The 15,901-nt window shown below is 48.1% G+C and carries 15 protein-coding genes; 11 read left to right on the top strand and 4 right to left on the bottom strand.

Annotated elements, in window-relative coordinates; all coding sequences use genetic code 11:
• The first annotated feature begins 38 nt into the window (after positions 1-38).
• From RGV86_RS22150 to RGV86_RS22160, 3 genes are read left to right on the top strand one after another with little or no spacing between them, the layout of a single operon-like run.
• Complete coding sequence (locus tag RGV86_RS22150; protein ID WP_130261314.1) at positions 39-473, top strand: phage tail protein; 435 nt, start codon at positions 39-41, stop codon at positions 471-473.
• A gap of 11 nt (positions 474-484) precedes the next feature.
• Positions 485-3,871 carry a phage tail fiber protein gene (locus tag RGV86_RS22155; RefSeq protein WP_309508526.1) on the top strand — a complete coding sequence of 1,129 codons (3,387 nt, stop codon included), beginning with the start codon at positions 485-487 and terminating at the stop codon, positions 3,869-3,871.
• A 3-nt stretch (positions 3,872-3,874) separates the two neighbouring features.
• Positions 3,875-4,408: a tail fiber assembly protein gene (locus tag RGV86_RS22160; protein ID WP_309508525.1), complete on the top strand. Its 534-nt coding sequence runs from the start codon at positions 3,875-3,877 to the stop codon at positions 4,406-4,408.
• A 28-nt stretch (positions 4,409-4,436) separates the two neighbouring features.
• On the opposite strand, the gene RGV86_RS22165 is transcribed toward RGV86_RS22160, so the two are convergent.
• The 3 genes from RGV86_RS22165 to RGV86_RS22175 all read right to left on the bottom strand — a co-directional run bounded on the left by RGV86_RS22165 (position 4,437) and on the right by RGV86_RS22175 (position 7,584).
• On the bottom strand, positions 4,437-4,964 hold the full coding sequence (locus tag RGV86_RS22165; RefSeq protein WP_309508535.1) for a tail fiber assembly protein: 528 nt from the start codon (positions 4,962-4,964) through the stop codon (positions 4,437-4,439).
• A 2-nt stretch (positions 4,965-4,966) separates the two neighbouring features.
• Positions 4,967-6,916, bottom strand: a complete 1,950-nt coding sequence (locus RGV86_RS22170; protein ID WP_373921716.1) for a pyocin knob domain-containing protein — start codon at positions 6,914-6,916, stop codon at positions 4,967-4,969.
• A gap of 107 nt (positions 6,917-7,023) precedes the next feature.
• A complete protein-coding gene (locus RGV86_RS22175) occupies positions 7,024-7,584 on the bottom strand; it encodes a recombinase family protein (protein WP_309508524.1) in 561 nt (186 codons plus the stop codon).
• 127 nt (positions 7,585-7,711) lie between these two features.
• Between RGV86_RS22175 and RGV86_RS22180 the strand changes: the two genes are divergently transcribed.
• From RGV86_RS22180 to RGV86_RS22215, 8 genes are all read left to right on the top strand, one after another.
• Positions 7,712-7,993, top strand: coding sequence for a phage holin family protein (locus tag RGV86_RS22180; RefSeq protein ID WP_309513788.1), 282 nt, complete (start codon positions 7,712-7,714; stop codon positions 7,991-7,993).
• Between the two features lie 67 nt (positions 7,994-8,060).
• Positions 8,061-8,390, top strand: coding sequence for a phage holin family protein (locus RGV86_RS22185; protein WP_000887652.1), 330 nt, complete (start codon positions 8,061-8,063; stop codon positions 8,388-8,390).
• A complete protein-coding gene (locus tag RGV86_RS22190) occupies positions 8,387-8,830 on the top strand; it encodes a hypothetical protein (RefSeq protein WP_000580772.1) in 444 nt (147 codons plus the stop codon). Before RGV86_RS22185 ends, RGV86_RS22190 begins: the two co-directional genes overlap by 4 nt.
• Positions 8,817-9,419, top strand: coding sequence for a defense against restriction DarA-related protein (locus tag RGV86_RS22195; protein ID WP_309508522.1), 603 nt, complete (start codon positions 8,817-8,819; stop codon positions 9,417-9,419). The genes RGV86_RS22190 and RGV86_RS22195 overlap by 14 nt, the downstream gene beginning before the upstream one ends.
• A 1-nt stretch (position 9,420) precedes the next feature.
• Positions 9,421-11,340, top strand: coding sequence for an antirestriction phage head protein DarA (gene darA, locus RGV86_RS22200; RefSeq protein WP_309508521.1), 1,920 nt, complete (start codon positions 9,421-9,423; stop codon positions 11,338-11,340).
• A complete protein-coding gene (locus RGV86_RS22205; protein ID WP_000175491.1) occupies positions 11,337-11,702 on the top strand; it encodes a hypothetical protein in 366 nt (121 codons plus the stop codon). The genes darA and RGV86_RS22205 overlap by 4 nt, the downstream gene beginning before the upstream one ends.
• Positions 11,703-11,714: 12 nt before the next feature.
• A complete protein-coding gene (locus RGV86_RS22210; protein ID WP_309508520.1) occupies positions 11,715-14,702 on the top strand; it encodes a hypothetical protein in 2,988 nt (995 codons plus the stop codon).
• Entirely contained in the window at positions 14,692-15,003 is a 312-nt protein-coding gene (locus tag RGV86_RS22215; RefSeq protein ID WP_001165933.1) for a hypothetical protein, read from the top strand. The genes RGV86_RS22210 and RGV86_RS22215 overlap by 11 nt, the downstream gene beginning before the upstream one ends.
• Positions 15,004-15,032: 29 nt before the next feature.
• Here the strand turns inward: RGV86_RS22215 and RGV86_RS22220 are convergent, their stop codons facing one another.
• Positions 15,033-15,821, bottom strand: coding sequence for a hypothetical protein (locus tag RGV86_RS22220; protein WP_309508519.1), 789 nt, complete (start codon positions 15,819-15,821; stop codon positions 15,033-15,035).
• Positions 15,822-15,901: the final 80 nt, after the last annotated feature.

A 15,901-nucleotide genomic window follows, 5' to 3' on the forward strand; every position in this document is an offset into this window, starting at 1 on the left:
CTTACAATGAGGCTTCACAACATTGATTAGGGAAAATCATGTCTGACGTCTCAACAAACCTCTATAAGAGTCAGTTGTTGGACTATTACTATCAGCGGCGCGCTGAATCGTCCATTAACAAAGGCTCCCGATTTTTAATCAGCAAGGCCGTTTTCGGTACCAGCTCACTGGTTACCAAAAATGAAGATGGCACTTATGAGATTGGAGAACTGCCAAAGACTTTCGAGCTGGCAGAACTGACCAGTCAATTTTGCACCATCAACCTCGTCCCTACCTACTCTGGCGGGATAATTACTGTCCGAATGGACCTTGATCAAAGCCAGTTGCAGGAAGGGAAAAACTACCCATTCAACACTCTGGTTGTTCTGGATAACGAGAATAAGCCCATCGCAATTATTTGTGTTCAGGAAGACTCGCTGTATGTGGGTAAAACATATACCGCAGTTATGGCCATCAACTCGACTATAGCATAAGGATATGCTTGATGAATGACGTTACAGTTGTCACATCAGTTACTTACCCATCGCCCGAGTCACTGGCTCTGGTGGCTGATGTGCAATATCACGAACCATATCTGTCAGCCGCGCTAAACCGAAAATTCAGGGGAATTGTTGACCCAGGATTTTATGCCGGTTTCCTGCCGAAGCCTGGCGGTGGGATGAACCTGTTAATCACCTCACTGGATGGTGATAAAACCGCTGGCGCGGCGTCAGTGGATATTGGCGAATTCTATCAGGTAACTATTCAACACCGTAAGGATATCTCCCTTGCACTTAGTGCAGGCAAAAAATATGCAATTGTGCTGAAGGGAAGATACCTTCTTGGAGAAGACACCTATCAGGTTAATACCGCCTCACATATTCATGCGGCTGAATTTGTCGCCAGAACCTATACCGATTCATATCAGTTAGGAGATGGTGAGCTGCTTGTTTGTACGGTGAATATCCCTGCCGGGGTATCTGCCATTACCCAAGAGATGATTGATACATCAGAGCGTATCAACCGCACGATTGGCATTGAAATTTCAGACTCTGTAACCAGCAGCAGAAGCGATGTCGCTGCAAGTTCTCTGGCAGTTAAAAAAGCCTACGATCTGGCGAAAAGCAAGTATACGGCGCAGGATGCAAGCACAACGCAAAAGGGGTTAGTTCAGCTCAGTAGCGCAACTGACAGCGACAGCGAAACAATGGCGGCTACCCCTAAAGCTATTAAGTCTGTAAAGGATCTGGCTGATACTAAAGCGCCAATAGAAAGCCCGAGTCTGACAGGAACGCCAACCGCGCCGACGGCAGCGCAAGGTACAAACAGCACGCAGATCGCAAATACAGCCTTTGTTAAGGCAGCTATAACTGCACTTATCAATGGTGCTCCTGGAGCATTGGATACGCTGAAAGAAATTGCGACTGCCATCAATAACGACCCGAATTTCAGTACCACTATCAATAACGCACTGGCCCTTAAAGCACCTTTGGCAAGTCCTGCATTAACGGGAATACCTACTGCGCCTACCGCTGCACAGGGTACGAATAACACGCAGATTGCTACGACTGCTTACGTACGGGCTGCTATATCTGCATTAGTAGGTTCTTCGCCTGAAGCTCTGGATACGCTGAATGAACTGGCTGAGGCGCTCGGTAATGACCCGAATTTTGCGACAACAATGACAAATGCGCTCGCGGGAAAACAGCCCCTTGACGCAACTTTAACTGCACTTGCGGGGCTTGCAACTGGCGCAAATAAATTGCCGTACTTTACCGGTAAAGATACTGTTGCCCAGACTGATTTAACGTCAGTCGGTCGCGATATTCTGGCTAAAACAAGTGTCCTTGCCGTTATCCAATACCTTGGTTTAAGAGAACTCGGCACAAGCGGCGAAAAGATCCCCCTGTTGAGCACGGCTAACACCTGGAGTGAACGCCAGACTTTCAACGGCGGGATCACCGGGACGCTGACGGGGAACGCCGATACCGCGACGAAATTAAAAACAGCACGGAAGATTAATAACGTGCTGTTTGACGGTTCTAAAGATATTTCTCTGACGCCTGCGAACCTTGATGTCACCAGCCTGACGTTTATGAAAAACAACGGCGAAATGCCGCTTGATGCCGACCTGAACACATTTGGCCCCGTTAAGGATTATGTGGGTGTCTGGTATAAATCCACATCCTCCAACGCAACACTGGAGAAACATTTCCCGGAAGACGGTGCCGTAGGTGTTCTTGAGGTATTCAATGGCGGTAATTTTGCAGGAATGCAGCGTTACACCACCAGGACTGGCAATGTTTATATGCGCAACCTTTCTGGTTCCTGGAATGGCTCTGACGGCCCGTGGAGCTACTGGCGACAGATTCAGTCAGCAACACGCTCTCTGAGCACAACCATTGACCTGAATACGCTCGGAGGCGCAGAGCATCTTGGTTTATGGCGAAACAGTAGCTCGGCTATAGCTTCATATGAACGCAATTATCCAGAGGAAGGCGGCATTGCTCAGGGGACGCTTGAGATCCTCGAAGGCGGGAATTATGGAAGAACGCAACGTTATACCACTCGCCGTGGGAATATGTATGTCCGCTGCCTTGCGGCAAGCTGGGATGCATCAAATCCGCAGTGGGAACCGTGGCTAAGAATCGGCAGCCAGACTGCAAGCAGTTTCTTTGAAGGCGATCTGAATAATCTGACCGATCCTGGTATTTACAGTGTTACAGGAAAGGCAACAAACGGTCCGATGCTTGACGCCGCTGGAGCGACACTGCTTGGGATACTGGAAGTAATCAGACGTTTTGATGCTGTGTCTGTCTGGCAGCGTTACACAACTACAGGGAAAGCAGAAACCACACAGGGGCGCACTTTTGAGCGCGTCTACGCCGGGAGTAAATGGACCGAATGGCGAGAAGTATATAACTCCTTTTCGTTGCCCCTGAATCTGGGTATTGGCGGCGCAGTGGCAAAACTCACCAGCCTGGACTGGCAGACCTACGACTTTGTGCCGGGCAGTCTGATAACCGTTCGGCTTGATAACATGACCAACATTCCCGACGGTATGGACTGGGGCGTCATTGATGGCAACCTGATAAACATCGCTGTTGGCCCAAGTGATGATACCGGTACGGGGCGCTCAATGAAGGTATGGCGCAGCACTGTAAGTAAAGCCAACTACCGCTTTTTTATGGTGCGCATTTCAGGAAATCCGGGAAGCCGCACGATCACGACAAGACGTGTGCCAATTATCGACGAAGCCCAGACATGGGCGGCGAAACAAACCTTCAGCGCCGGTCTTTCAGGTGAACTGTCCGGCAATGCTGCTACAGCAACAAAGCTGAAAACCGCACGAAAGATTAATTCCGTTTCGTTTGATGGTTCAAAAGACATTAACCTCACGCCTGAAGATATTGGTGCATTGCCAATAACCGGAGGAACTCTTACCGGCGGTTTAACGGCTGATGGCGAGATTGTTTCCCGGTCAGGAAACGGCTTCCGCATCGTACAGGGTAACTATGGATTCTTTATCCGAAATGATGGCAATTTCACCCATTTCATGTTGACCAACTCCGGTGACAGTATGGGGGGGTGGAATAGTTTTAGGCCATTCTATATTCAAAATTCCACTGGTGGAGTCACTATTGGGCATGGATTAACTGTTGCCGGACAAGTTGTGCCAAGTAACTACGGTAATTTCGACGGGCGTTATGTGATGGATGTTCGCCTGGGTACTCGTGTTGTTCAATTGATGGGTGGCGGGCGTTATGAGATAGCTGGACACGCGCTTACCGGATTAAGAATTATTGGTGAAGTTGATGGCGATGATGAAGGCATTTTCAGACCCATACAAAAATACATCAATGGCACATGGTATAACGTAGCACAGGTGTAAATTATGCAGCATTTAAAAAATATTAGGTCAGGAAATCCAAAAACAGTTGAACAATATCAACTGACAAAAAATTTCGACGTTATCTGGTTATTTTCAGATGATGGGAAAAACTGGTATGAAGAGGTAAGGAATTTTCAGGAAGACACAATAAAGATTGTTTACGACGAGAATAATATTATTGTCGCCATTACCAAAGATGCATCAACGCTTAATCCAGATGGGTTCAGCGTCGTTGAAGTCCCTGATATTACCGCCAACCGGCGTGCTGACGACTCAGGCAAATGGATGTTTAAGGATGGTGCAGTCATTAAACGCGTATATACGGAAGAAGAGCAGTTGTTACAGGCTGAAAAGCAGAAACAAAAGCTATTGCAGCAGGCGAGAGAAAAAACGCAGTTCTGGCAAATTCAGCTTGCATTGGGGATTATCACCGATTCAGATAAGCAACAACTTATGAACTGGATGAAGTACGTGCAGCAAGTTGAGGCAACTGATACTTCTACGCTGCCAGTAACATTCCCAGAACATCCTGAATAAGAAAAGGCCCGATACCGGGCCTTAATTTTTACTGTGGTTTATCAGGCCATTCAGGATTTTCGGTATCCACTCGACTCACCAGAACACTATAGCGTTCCCATGCTTCCAGCCGGGCGCGTTCATCATCAGTTGCCATATTTAGCTTAATGGCACGTTCCAGCGGCTGAATGACTAATTCAGCTTCGGAAAGCAAAGTGACCTTTTGTAACTCCGCCTGTTGTTGTAGTTCATCTGGGGTATAAATCCGTTTGATTACAGCTCCATCTTTGAACATCCAATTACCAGAAATATCAGCACGACGGTTGGCAGTTATATTCGGTAACTCAACAACACTCAAGCCATCAGGGTTGAGCATTGAAACATCTTTCTCAATGCAACGAATAATACCGTTCTCGTCGTAGGCCATTTTTAAAGTATCATCCTGAAAATTTTTCTGTTCCTCATACCAGTTTTCACCATTATCTGACCATAGCCAGACAATATTAAATTGTTTGGTTAATTCATATTGTTCAATAGTTTTTGGATTCCCTGACTTAATATTTTGTAAATGCATCATCATTAAATACTCCCTGCATTATACCATGTGCCATTAATGCAATACTGAATGGGTCTTGCCTGTACTGTATCAATTAATTCATCAGTGTTGCTATTGACAACACCGGTAATAACATGGCCTGTTCTGTCATGCCAGCCAGTGCCATTCCAGGCTGGAAGAGATGACAAACCACCTAAACGAATCCCGGTAATAAATCTTGAATTACATTCCGCTTGTGTATATGCACCGACATCTCCCGCTGAGGGTTTGCGTGTTGTTGTGTAAAACTCTGACCAGTTGGACTCAAAGCCATAGTCGTCACGTGCGGAGCGATAAAAAATACCGCCGTTCTTATAATTCACTCGAAACTGTACAGCAGGACAACTACCAGCTCCCATATAAAAATGGAGAATTAATGTTGATGCACCACCTATGTCGGCGCAATAAACTCCGCTATCCCAGTTCCATCCAACTGCCTTGTCATTTCCAACCATGCTACCTGTCTGCCTTAAGGCAAATGCACCGACATTTTGGGCATTAAGTGAAATATCGCCGGTGCCATCAAATTTGACACCATTAATATTTCGTGCCGTTTTCAGCTTTGTTGCTGTAGCAGCATTGCCGGACAGTTCACCTGAAAGACCGGCGCTGAAGGTTTGTTTCGCCGCCCATGTCTGAGCTTCGTCGATAATTGGCACACGTCTTGTCGTGATCGTTCGGTTTCCCGGATTTCCTGAAATACGCACCATAAAAAAGCGGTAGTTCGCTTTACTTGCAGTGCTGCGCCATACCTTCATTGAGCGAACATTGCTGGTTCCGTCACTTGGGCCAACGGCGATATTGATATAGTTTCCATCAATCGTTCCCCAATCCATCCCATCAGGAATGTTGGTCATAGTTTTTAGTTTTACAGTGACCAGGCTTCCTGGAACAAAGTCGTGAGTTTGCCAGTCAAGACTGGGAAGCAGGTCTACAGCGCCACCAATACCTAGATTCAAGGGAAGTGAATACGAGTTGTATATTTCAGCCCATTCGCTCCATGCATTTTCATTATGGTTACGGGTACGCTGATATGACCTGTTCTTATATGCCGCTGTTTCAGAAACAGTCGTATATGTCTGGATATACGATTCAATATCGCAACGTTTTTTCACCTCGACTACCGAGCCAACAGCAAGATCTTTAGAGTCGGTAAGTGGTGCATTTGTGGCCTGTTTCGTGACGCTATAAATACCAGGCTTTAAAAGGTCATCAAGATCCCCTGAATAAGTCCATCCCGTGGACTGATACCCAACAGCAATCCAGTCCTCCCATTGTGGATTTTCTGCATCCCATGAGGCAGTCAGTCCGCGAATGTACATAGTCCCACTACGGGTGGTGTAACGTTGCATCCTCCCATACAGACCGCCTTCAAAGACTTCCAGAATACCCTGCCCAAAACTCCCTTCCTCCGGGAAATGACGGTCAAATGAGGCTATTGATGTACTGCTATTGCGCCATATTCCCAGGTGTTCCGCACCACCTAAAGAATTCAGGTCAATTGACGTGCTTAATGGGCGAGTCCCGCTTGTAATAACTCTCCATGCACTCCATACAGGACTGACAGGGTTCCATTCTGCATCAAGCATCCGAATGTAAATATTACCGGTTCGGGTGGTGTAGCGTTGTGTGCAGTGAAAGCGACCAGCATTGAATACTTCCAGAACCCCATTGCCTTTATCTTCAGGGTAACCAGACTCTGGTTTTGCAGTGGATTGTGACGGGCATGACCACGTTCCAAGATATTTTTCTTCTGGGCCATAGGAGTCAAGATTGTCAGTGGTTGGAATCATTCCATTGTGTTTCATAAACGTCAGGCTGGTGACGTCAAGGTTCGCAGGCGTCAGAGAAATATCTTTAGAACCGTCAAATGAAACGCCGTTTATCTTCCGTGCTGTTTTCAATTTCGTCGCGGTGTCGGCGTTCCCCGTCAGCGTCCCGGTGATCCCGCCGTTGAAAGTCTGGCATGCACTCCATGTGTTAGCCGTGCTCAACAGGGGGATCTTTTCGCCGCTTGTGCCGAGTTCTCTTAAACCAAGGTTTAAGATTGAAATGATGATGCCGGAAACTTCTTATAGAGTGTCGATATAGCCACATCATAGATGATTGCAATCTGCTTACGTGATACTCCGTTTTCCAGCAATCGGCGCATTTGCTGCCACGTTTCCTCTGGGTATTTAGGCCGACGACCTCCTATTCGTCCCTCTGCACGAGCGGCATCAAGCCCGGCGCGGGTGCGCTCAATGATTAGTTCTCGTTCCATTTCAGCCAGGGCGCCCATCACATGGAAGAAAAAGCGCCCCATTGGGGTGCTGGTATCAATTGAATCTGTCAGGCTGCGAAAGTTAATACCACGTTCGCGCAGCTCCTCCACTAACACCACCAGGTGACGCATACTGCGCCCAAGCCGATCCAGCTTCCATACAACCAAAGTATCTCCTGCTGACAGTGTGCGTAGAACCTTTTTTAATCCAGGGCGCTCGGCATTCTTCCCGCTCGCCTTATCTTCAAAAATCAGGTCGCATCCTGCGCATTCGAGAGCATTTCTTTGTAAAGCGGTGTTTTGGTCATTTGTTGATACGCGTACATAGCCTATTAGCATATTTTCTGCTCACTATCGTTATTTATAGCAAGCTGCGGATTTTAATTAACAAAAACCAGTGTGTGTGGAAATCACAAAGTGCATACCGTTTCCCAGTGATGTTTAACTCACCATGAGGGAAATTATTATGTTTGATTTAAAAATAATTCTCATATCCATCCTTGGCGGAGTGCATTCGTTTCTGAATGGGGTTCGTGAAAAACGTTACGAAGCGTCATGCAGGAAATTGTTGGCCGAGTGTATTTCTGCCGTACTTGCAGGCTTTATAGGCATGTGTTTCGCGGAATATAAGGGGATGGATGAAAGTCTTCAGAATTGCGTGACTCTTATTTGCAGCATCAATAACAGGCTCATTCTTGAAAGGTTACAAAGGCTTATCGATTCGTACCTCAATAGAAATGCCTCTTAAGCAACAAATGACCGGTTGAGAAGTTACTTTGCATACCATTACCTCCTGACAACGTAGGAGGGAACTTGTGCTTGACACACAGGAATTAGCTCCAGTTGCTATTGCGCTCCTGCTTTCAGTAATTGGTGGGATAGGCACGTTCCTGATGGATGTCCGAGACGGTCGCCAGTCTGGCAATTTGTTGGGATTGGTTACGGAGATCTTTGTTGCAGTGACAGCTGGCGCGGTGGCGTACCTATTGGGGCAACACGAGGGCTGGGAGTTATCAATTACGTACTTAATGGTAACGATAGCCAGCAATAACGGTCATGAGGTGATTTCAGGGATGAAACGAGTGAATATCGATAGCATTCTGAATGTTCTTACAAGTTTGGTGAAAAAGGGAGGCGGGAAATGATTGGCTGGGGTGTATGCGCTCTTGCGTTAGCCTTAGCCGATCGCTATTTGCTAAAACGCAAGGACATCACGAATTTAGAGCTTGGTGAAGTGGAAATTAAACCGGGCTTCATCCGGGTGCCGTTCAAATACCGGTCCAAATTTCCTTTTTTGCGCGGCGCAACGGTCAGGTATTGGATCCGCGATGTTCAGAAGCCGACGACAGTGATTGAAGGCGAGCAACGTTGTCTGACATCGGCTGAACAGGGCGAAAACAGCGAATGGTTATACATACCCACTGAATATATGGGTAAAGGAGAACGGCTGTGGCATTTCAACGTCATGGTTACGCATGGTGACTCGTTCATTAACCCGTTGTATCGGATTTTCCCTGTTACTCAGCAAATCCGCAGAAGTTACGTAATAAATCTCGCACAGGATGTGTCAGATGACGAAAAATAAGTATGCAACGGTCGATTTTGACCAGGTTAATGAAAAGGGGCTGAAATCCCTTATCACGGCGATCAATAAAACCGGTGTGACTGTGATTGAGGTTGACTCCAGCAACCGCGCAACAACGAAAGATGGCGTTAAAGTTAAAACCGCAAAGCTGGTTCTTAACGACGGACAAATTCTTGCCATACAGGTAAACGATACTGGCGATATATCGTCTGTGAAACTGAATGGAAAAGCTATTCCTAACGCTCAGTCGCCGGATATCAAGACGCTTGGTACCGTCATGGGGCAAGCGGCCCGAAAAAACTCCGCAAAATTCCAGAAATCACTGATCGCCAAAGCGAAACGTGTTGCCAATCCGGTAGACAAGAAACCGGCAGTTAAATCCAACTTTCAGCGCCTGCAAGAGGCAAAACAGAGGAATGCTCAGGTGGCTGCCGCTTATAAGTCCGCGCAGAACTCGGTGTCTTTCAATCAACAGCAGATCACCGATTTGCGGGCGAAGCTGGATAAGGAGACGGGCCGACTCAATAACGAAAAGGCCCGAAATGGCGAACTCAAACGCCGTCTTAAGCAACTGAAAGCAGGAAATTAACATGGAACAGTTCAATATCAATAAAGGGGTGACGATTAAGCCTGGGCTTGACGTGCTTCCCCCGCCGGTGACTGATGATGAATATCGCGCATTAATGGCCGGTGAGGACCGCTATCTGATGACGGAATCCAACACGCTGGAGGAAATCGAGGCTACGTTCTTCTATGACACGCCGATCCACTGGTGTGCTACGGATTTACTGGAGGCGATTAGTTCTACTCGTTTGCAGTTACACCGGACCATGCAGGCATTTGTCCGGGCATTGAACCAGAAGTTGAATGGTACAGGAATCTCTGCGGGGAGTGATAAAACGGGTGATGTGGCCCAGAGCGGCGCGCGAGCGATCGGCGGCGCTGAAATTGGCCGGGCGCGTAACGTTAACGGGCTGCCGGTCCTGCCAGCCATTATTCCGCTCAGTGATGGTCAGACTATCAGCATTCTGTTTCATAGCCCGACGGCGGAAAACCGGATCACAAATAGCGATACGCTGGTTGCTTTCCAGTTCTTACTGAATAAAAAAGACGTTACTCACACCGTTGCGCCGATGAGTGGACGTGATATGACGCTGGCGCAGGTCACCATGAAACTTGCCAACCTTGCAGAGAAAAACTCGGCAAAATTCCAGCGTGCGCAGAAGAAGAAAAAAGCCCTGGTTGATGAAATAACCCAGCTACAGGCTGACAGTGACCAGAAAGAGGATGCCATGAGCGACCTCGCGGATCAGGTGGCTGCGGTAGAAGGCCAGAAGGCAGATCTGGAGCAGAAAATTAACGCGGTTGCTTCGGAAGCGGATTCTCTTTATCAAGAAAATGAGCGTTTGCAGGCGGAGATTGATCAGCTCAATCGCACTGGTGGGCGCGATACCATTGCTCCAGCGGGGATGACTGGTGGGCACTCTCGCGCGCTGACGGATCGCCTTGCAAGTATCAAAAATCGTATGCATATGAACGGGGAAGTGACGCTCAGTAATGGTGCATCAATGAAGCAATTCATTGAGGACGGTGAAGGGTATATCCAGTTAACCGATTCGGATGGCAGCGTGTACATGATCAAGGCTAAATCCATACAGGGTGTGGACATGGCAGATGCGATCGGCAAGCTGTTTAAAGCCTATAAAGCGGGTAATGTATCGGAATACCTGGTCCAACCAGAAGAACATAAACCGGAAAAGGTCGAACCTGAACCAGCGGAGGATACCGGTAGCTCTTCGCCTGAACCAGAAGTCTCTGTAGGTGCATATCGATATGCCCTGCAAATGCGTCCGGCGGCCCCTGGCGCAATACCTGAAGGTAACAAAGCAATTCTGCCGCGCCCTGATGAAGGTGACCCGTATTATGAATATGCACGCTACGGCATTGCTACTTACGATACCCCGCTTTCTGATCAGCAAATGAGTGAGTACGACCTGAAGTTATTGCCTCGCGAGGATTCTTTCGACTTCCTGGCGAAGACACTTACTAATGGTCCGTTTGGCAAATATGCACAAAAAGCTCTGGAGCTGGCCACCAGCTCACCAGACGAGTTCCGCGTAATGCTGAAAACTCAGTTTCAAAAAACTTTCCCCAATATTGCGTTTCCTGGGGGCGCTGGCACCGAGAAAATGGTGCAGAGCATGATCAATGCATTGCAGGCCGAAGTCGGTGAGATTACTCAGCCAGAACCGGCCCCGGCACAGCCTGATGAAACGGTTAGCGAAGCAGATGCAGAGGCTAATAAAGCCATTGAATATCTCAATAACGTGATGGATATGCAAAGCACTGACATGGCGGAGATCCGTAACGCTCGGGGCAATGTCCGGGAAGCGATTGCAGCCCTTCAGGCTGCCGGACGTTTTGAGGAAAACGAAGAGCTGGTTAACGGCGCAGCTCGCCACCTGGCTGATCTGTTGGTAGCAATCCAGAAAGCGGGGGTAGCGGCATGACACTATCAGCTATTGAGTTAATGGATCTCAGCGATAAGTTGGATGCTCTGATGTCCAAAGCGGCTACCGCGAGTGGCATGGAGTTGCTGGATATCAGCGATGAAATTGACCAGATCATGCAACAGATGGGGTACGGTGTGTCCGGCGGCAGTAGTGGCGAGGAAAAACAACCTTCGGTACATGATGGTGTGCCAAAACTGGTTGCTGATTTCCTGGCTGATAAATTCGTCGATCAGAGCACCGATGCATTTATCGGTACCTTGCAGGATTTGAGTCAATATGTTGGCACATACATCGACCTGGACCAGGTTAAACAGCACACGGCGGCATGGATAGCCGCCAACATTAAAGAGGCAGCATAAGGCGTAACAGGGATGAGCTTAAGCGATCAGGTGGTGATGGCCACCAGCATAGAAACGCTGATCGAGCTGCTAAAAAACCTGCCCGATTACGGGCGGGTTTCGTATGTGGTGACAGCGAAGGGAGACGAGGTAAAAACAGCGTTTGATATCGTCGATGCCTCAGCTCTTTTGGTATCCAATACTCTGGATGGGAAAATTAATCCAGACTATCCCCAGGAACTTCAGCCGCGCGACCGGACCCGCGCATCCAGCCTTCTTCAGGTCAACCAGATATCCAAGGATTTGCGTCCTGCCCAGCTTACCGATTCCGGTTTATCCAGCCATGGCGCGCCGATAATTGGTGAGGACAATGCCGTTGAGTCAGGTAATGGACGGACCATGGGGATCATCAAAGCCTATCAGGACGGCAATGCGGATCGGTATCGTGAGTACCTGATTGAACATGCGACCGAATTCGGAATACGACCTGAAAAGGTTGAATCAATGACGGCTCCGGTACTGGTGCGCCGCCGGTTAACGAAGGTTGACCGTGTTCAGTTTGCCAAGGACTCAAATATTTCTGATCTCCAGGAAATGGCAGCCAGTGAAAAGGCTTTTGTTGATGCCGACAGCATAACTCCGGCGATGATGGCGCTGTTTAACCCATCAGAAAGCGGAGATCTGCTTAGCCGCAGTAATGACGCGTTTATTCGCGGATTCATGACGCAAGTTGGTGCCACACAGGCTGCTGGCCTTGTAACGGAAGATGGGCGACCAACACGGCAACTTGTTGACCGTATACAAAACGCGATCTTTGCCAAGGCATATAAGGATGCGCGCCTGGTAAGAATGGTTGCAGAAGAACCTGATCCGGATATGCGTAATGTTCTGACGGCGCTTAATGCGGCAGCCAATGATTTTGTCCAGATGCAGGCTTTATCAGGAGAAGCGCACAAGCAGGCTGTGACAACTATTGTTGATGGTATTGAGACAGCGGATAGTCTCGATAAAAAGGCGCTGGCGGCATTGAAAGATGCGGTAGACCTGGTAAGGCAATCGAAGGAGTCAGGCCAACATATTACCGATGTTATTGCTCAGGGGGATATGTTCAGCGAAACAGCCCCGGAAGTGAAAGCTCTCGCGTTGTTCATCGTCGCGAATAACCGTAGCGCGAAGCGTATGGCCACCGCCTTTAAATTGATGGCTCAACGTATCAATGATGAGTTACAGCACCAGGGCCAGGCGCTGGGGGATATGTTTGGCGGTGGTGATGTGTCGTTACAGGATATCCTTCGCCAGGTGTCTCAGGAACTGGAAAACGAAGGCATGCAAGGGATATCCGGCGGTCTTTTCGAGTCCGTTTCCGGCGGTAGTTACAACGGTGTTGCTCCATATACCAGCTTGCTATTACATCGGGCATCCGGCATCAAAGACATTATTCATCTGATCAGGCTGCTTTCCCGTACAGATCCCCAGGATGAACAGCTTGTACAAGTGCTTGCGCATTTTGTTCGAATGCCTGTTGCCGACGTGAATAAATGGTGCCGATTATTCGGTATCAGCAATTCGTTACTTGGCGGATTGTTAAATCACGCATCCTCCCTTGGGCGCGACGGCTTTGATGAGATAGCGCAGGCGATAAAAAACGGAGATATGCCACCAGCTATTGACTGGTTTTCCATTCGCCCAACCAGGGTGAAAGCATTCCTTAGCGCGGCGCATTCGGCATCACCATTGGCAGAAATGATTCAGAGGTTGTCGCTCATATTCACAGACCATACCGCGTTGGGTGATCTGACTCTGGACGAGATGAAAGAAGCCTCCATTCAGTGGGCCGATCAACAAAATGAGGTTAACTCAGACTTCTTGCCAGCATTCAGGAAGGCCGTTAGTAAAGCGGATGATGCCCGTGGAATTCTGAAGGCATTTAAGGCATTGCAAAGTCGGGTTAATAAACATGTCGGTGATATCGATGGGGTAACGGCGGAAGGCAGGGATATCCTTAAAGAGCACGGCATAACGCCAGAGTTTATTGATGAGATCAGGACGGATATGCAGCGTGAGGTCGTATCGTCCCTGCAAATCGTAGCCAGAGCGTTGGCGGATGCTAATCCGAAGAGTGCGGCCATTGTTAACCGGGTTATTGGTGATATTGAAGCATCGGAGGGCATGGGGGCGCTGAAACTCTTCCTTTCGCGAGCGTTTAATCCTAACGGCAATATTCTCCCTGGCATTATTGGTGAGGCTAAAAAGTATGTCAGTGAAGAAGAACTTGAGCAGCTTGACCAACTACTTAAGCGATTCTCATATAACCCGCAGATACGCTGGCAAATGAATCAGCGAAGTATGGGTTCGGTCCACGAGAAAGTGTTATCTGCCATGAACAGTGCGATCGCAAACTCATCCGTATCTGAAGAAAAAGCTCTTGAGTGGGCCGACTCTTTTATCACAGAAGAAGTGGAAGAAGCCCGCGCTGGACAGAATGGTGGGATAGACCTGCGCAAGGAACTTGCTGATATTTATCGCCTGACCGGCGGGAAAATATCGACCTTATCAAAGGTAGTTCACCACCAGGGAAGGGCATATGCAAATCTTAATGGTGTTGTTGCTGTCAATTTGAACGATGAAAATGCAAGTGCACTGTGGCACGAGCTGGGTCATCATCTTGAGTACAGTAACCCTGGTTTGTTAGAGAAAGCCCGGTCATTCCTGAAGGCCAATGTTGAAGGGGATAAGCCATCTTTCGTCAATATCGGTGGGCGTGGCAAGCCTGAATGGTGCTTCAGATCTCGATTGAGTAATATTTATATGGCGAAGGTATACCCGCCAGCCTCAGTAAGTAACACCGGGAAAATTCGGCAGAAATCACCGACTATTTCCAAAACGTCAGCAACGGAAGTATTCTCTATGGCTCTTCAGTTGTATCATGACAAAGAGGCCGCTGCCGCATCACTGATGAATGGTGACGGATTGCTGGAACTGTTATTAGGTGTGGCAAAGGAGCTAAATAATGCAGATTAAAATCGCAGCGCCATTAGGTGGAGATGCCATTATCGAATTTGATGATAATGAAGAAGTTTCCGGGCGTTTAAGCATTATCTCCGGTGACATTACCGAGGACATGATCGCTGAAGCCATAGCTGGGGCAAATCCCAATAGCTATATGGGATTCGTTAACACCCTTGATGCTCCCGCAAGTGATGTTCTCCGAACGCTGCATCTTTACGCTGGCTGGTTTGTTGATTGGCCAGCAGTAGATGGTGGCGATGAGGACGACGACGACGATGATTTTGGTGATCATGTAGACCAGATCGTATATTGAAGAAATCCCGCCAGTCGGCGGGATTTTTTTTAATCGCTTTCCACTTCTTCCGTGGTGTTTTCTTGCAGTTCTGTTAATGCAGCACGACATAGGTTCCGGGCATTGGCTATAGCCACACTTTTGACTTCATCCGTCATCGTGCAGGTAATGTACTGATCGAGTTCTTCAGCGCGGATGATGCTTTTGCCAATCAGAAACTGTATTTGCCAGAGCAGATCGGCATCCATAATCAGAATTTCTGCCGGGCCTTCAGGGCCAGCCGGGAAGGAAACATAAGACTGTTTGCCCAGGCCGACAACTCGACAACTTGCTTCAAGAATTGCGCGCTTGAGGTCTGACTTTATAACGGAAACAGGTTGATTTTCACCAGTGATTACGCCGTTGACATGGAAAGGCATGTAGCTTGAAATACGCTCCACTTTCCACACGCCAGCAAGCGATCCTTCATGCAGCACAATGGGGGTAACCGCGAGTTTCATCTCACCATATAGCTGCTGGCAGATAGCTGGATTGCTGAATACATCTAAAGGCTCACATTCAAACAGCGGCGCAATCTGCATGAGGTCCATCATGGTCATCCCTGGGGTACGAGCAGTAATGAATCTGCGCATACCAGTATCCATTGCGCTCCAGATTGCTACACCATGCTTTTTGCTCACTTCTTCAGTAAAGCCAAGGTGGCACATGATGGTTTTTTCGATAGCCAGATCAGAGATAGAAACCTTTTCGCCAGGCACACCATCATTATTGATGGTCACTTCGACACTCTGGCCATTACGCAGGCGGTATTGAATTGTTTTAGTATTTTGTGCTGTCATAGTCTTTTCTCTGCTTAAAACCTGATGTATTTCGCCTTCAGGTGGGTCAGGAATGTTTTCCCACCAGCGAAAGCAATATC

Source organism: Escherichia ruysiae (assembly GCF_031323975.1).
In the GTDB taxonomy this organism is placed as follows: Bacteria; Pseudomonadota; Gammaproteobacteria; order Enterobacterales; family Enterobacteriaceae; genus Escherichia; species Escherichia ruysiae.

Excerpts from the sequence above, each read along its gene's own strand:
- RGV86_RS22195 (WP_309508522.1), top strand. The coding sequence starts at position 8,817 with ATGACGAAAAATAAGTATGCAACGGTCGATTTTGACCAGGTTAATGAA.
- RGV86_RS22155 (WP_309508526.1), top strand. The coding sequence starts at position 485 with ATGAATGACGTTACAGTTGTCACATCAGTTACTTACCCATCGCCCGAG.
- darA (WP_309508521.1), top strand. The coding sequence starts at position 9,421 with ATGGAACAGTTCAATATCAATAAAGGGGTGACGATTAAGCCTGGGCTT.
- RGV86_RS22215 (WP_001165933.1), top strand. The coding sequence starts at position 14,692 with ATGCAGATTAAAATCGCAGCGCCATTAGGTGGAGATGCCATTATCGAA.
- RGV86_RS22175 (WP_309508524.1), bottom strand. The coding sequence starts at position 7,584 with ATGCTAATAGGCTATGTACGCGTATCAACAAATGACCAAAACACCGCT.
- RGV86_RS22180 (WP_309513788.1), top strand. The coding sequence starts at position 7,712 with ATGTTTGATTTAAAAATAATTCTCATATCCATCCTTGGCGGAGTGCAT.
- RGV86_RS22160 (WP_309508525.1), top strand. The coding sequence starts at position 3,875 with ATGCAGCATTTAAAAAATATTAGGTCAGGAAATCCAAAAACAGTTGAA.
- RGV86_RS22150 (WP_130261314.1), top strand. The coding sequence starts at position 39 with ATGTCTGACGTCTCAACAAACCTCTATAAGAGTCAGTTGTTGGACTAT.
- RGV86_RS22220 (WP_309508519.1), bottom strand. The coding sequence starts at position 15,821 with ATGACAGCACAAAATACTAAAACAATTCAATACCGCCTGCGTAATGGC.
- RGV86_RS22165 (WP_309508535.1), bottom strand. The coding sequence starts at position 4,964 with ATGATGCATTTACAAAATATTAAGTCAGGGAATCCAAAAACTATTGAA.
- RGV86_RS22205 (WP_000175491.1), top strand. The coding sequence starts at position 11,337 with ATGACACTATCAGCTATTGAGTTAATGGATCTCAGCGATAAGTTGGAT.
- RGV86_RS22210 (WP_309508520.1), top strand. The coding sequence starts at position 11,715 with ATGAGCTTAAGCGATCAGGTGGTGATGGCCACCAGCATAGAAACGCTG.
- RGV86_RS22190 (WP_000580772.1), top strand. The coding sequence starts at position 8,387 with ATGATTGGCTGGGGTGTATGCGCTCTTGCGTTAGCCTTAGCCGATCGC.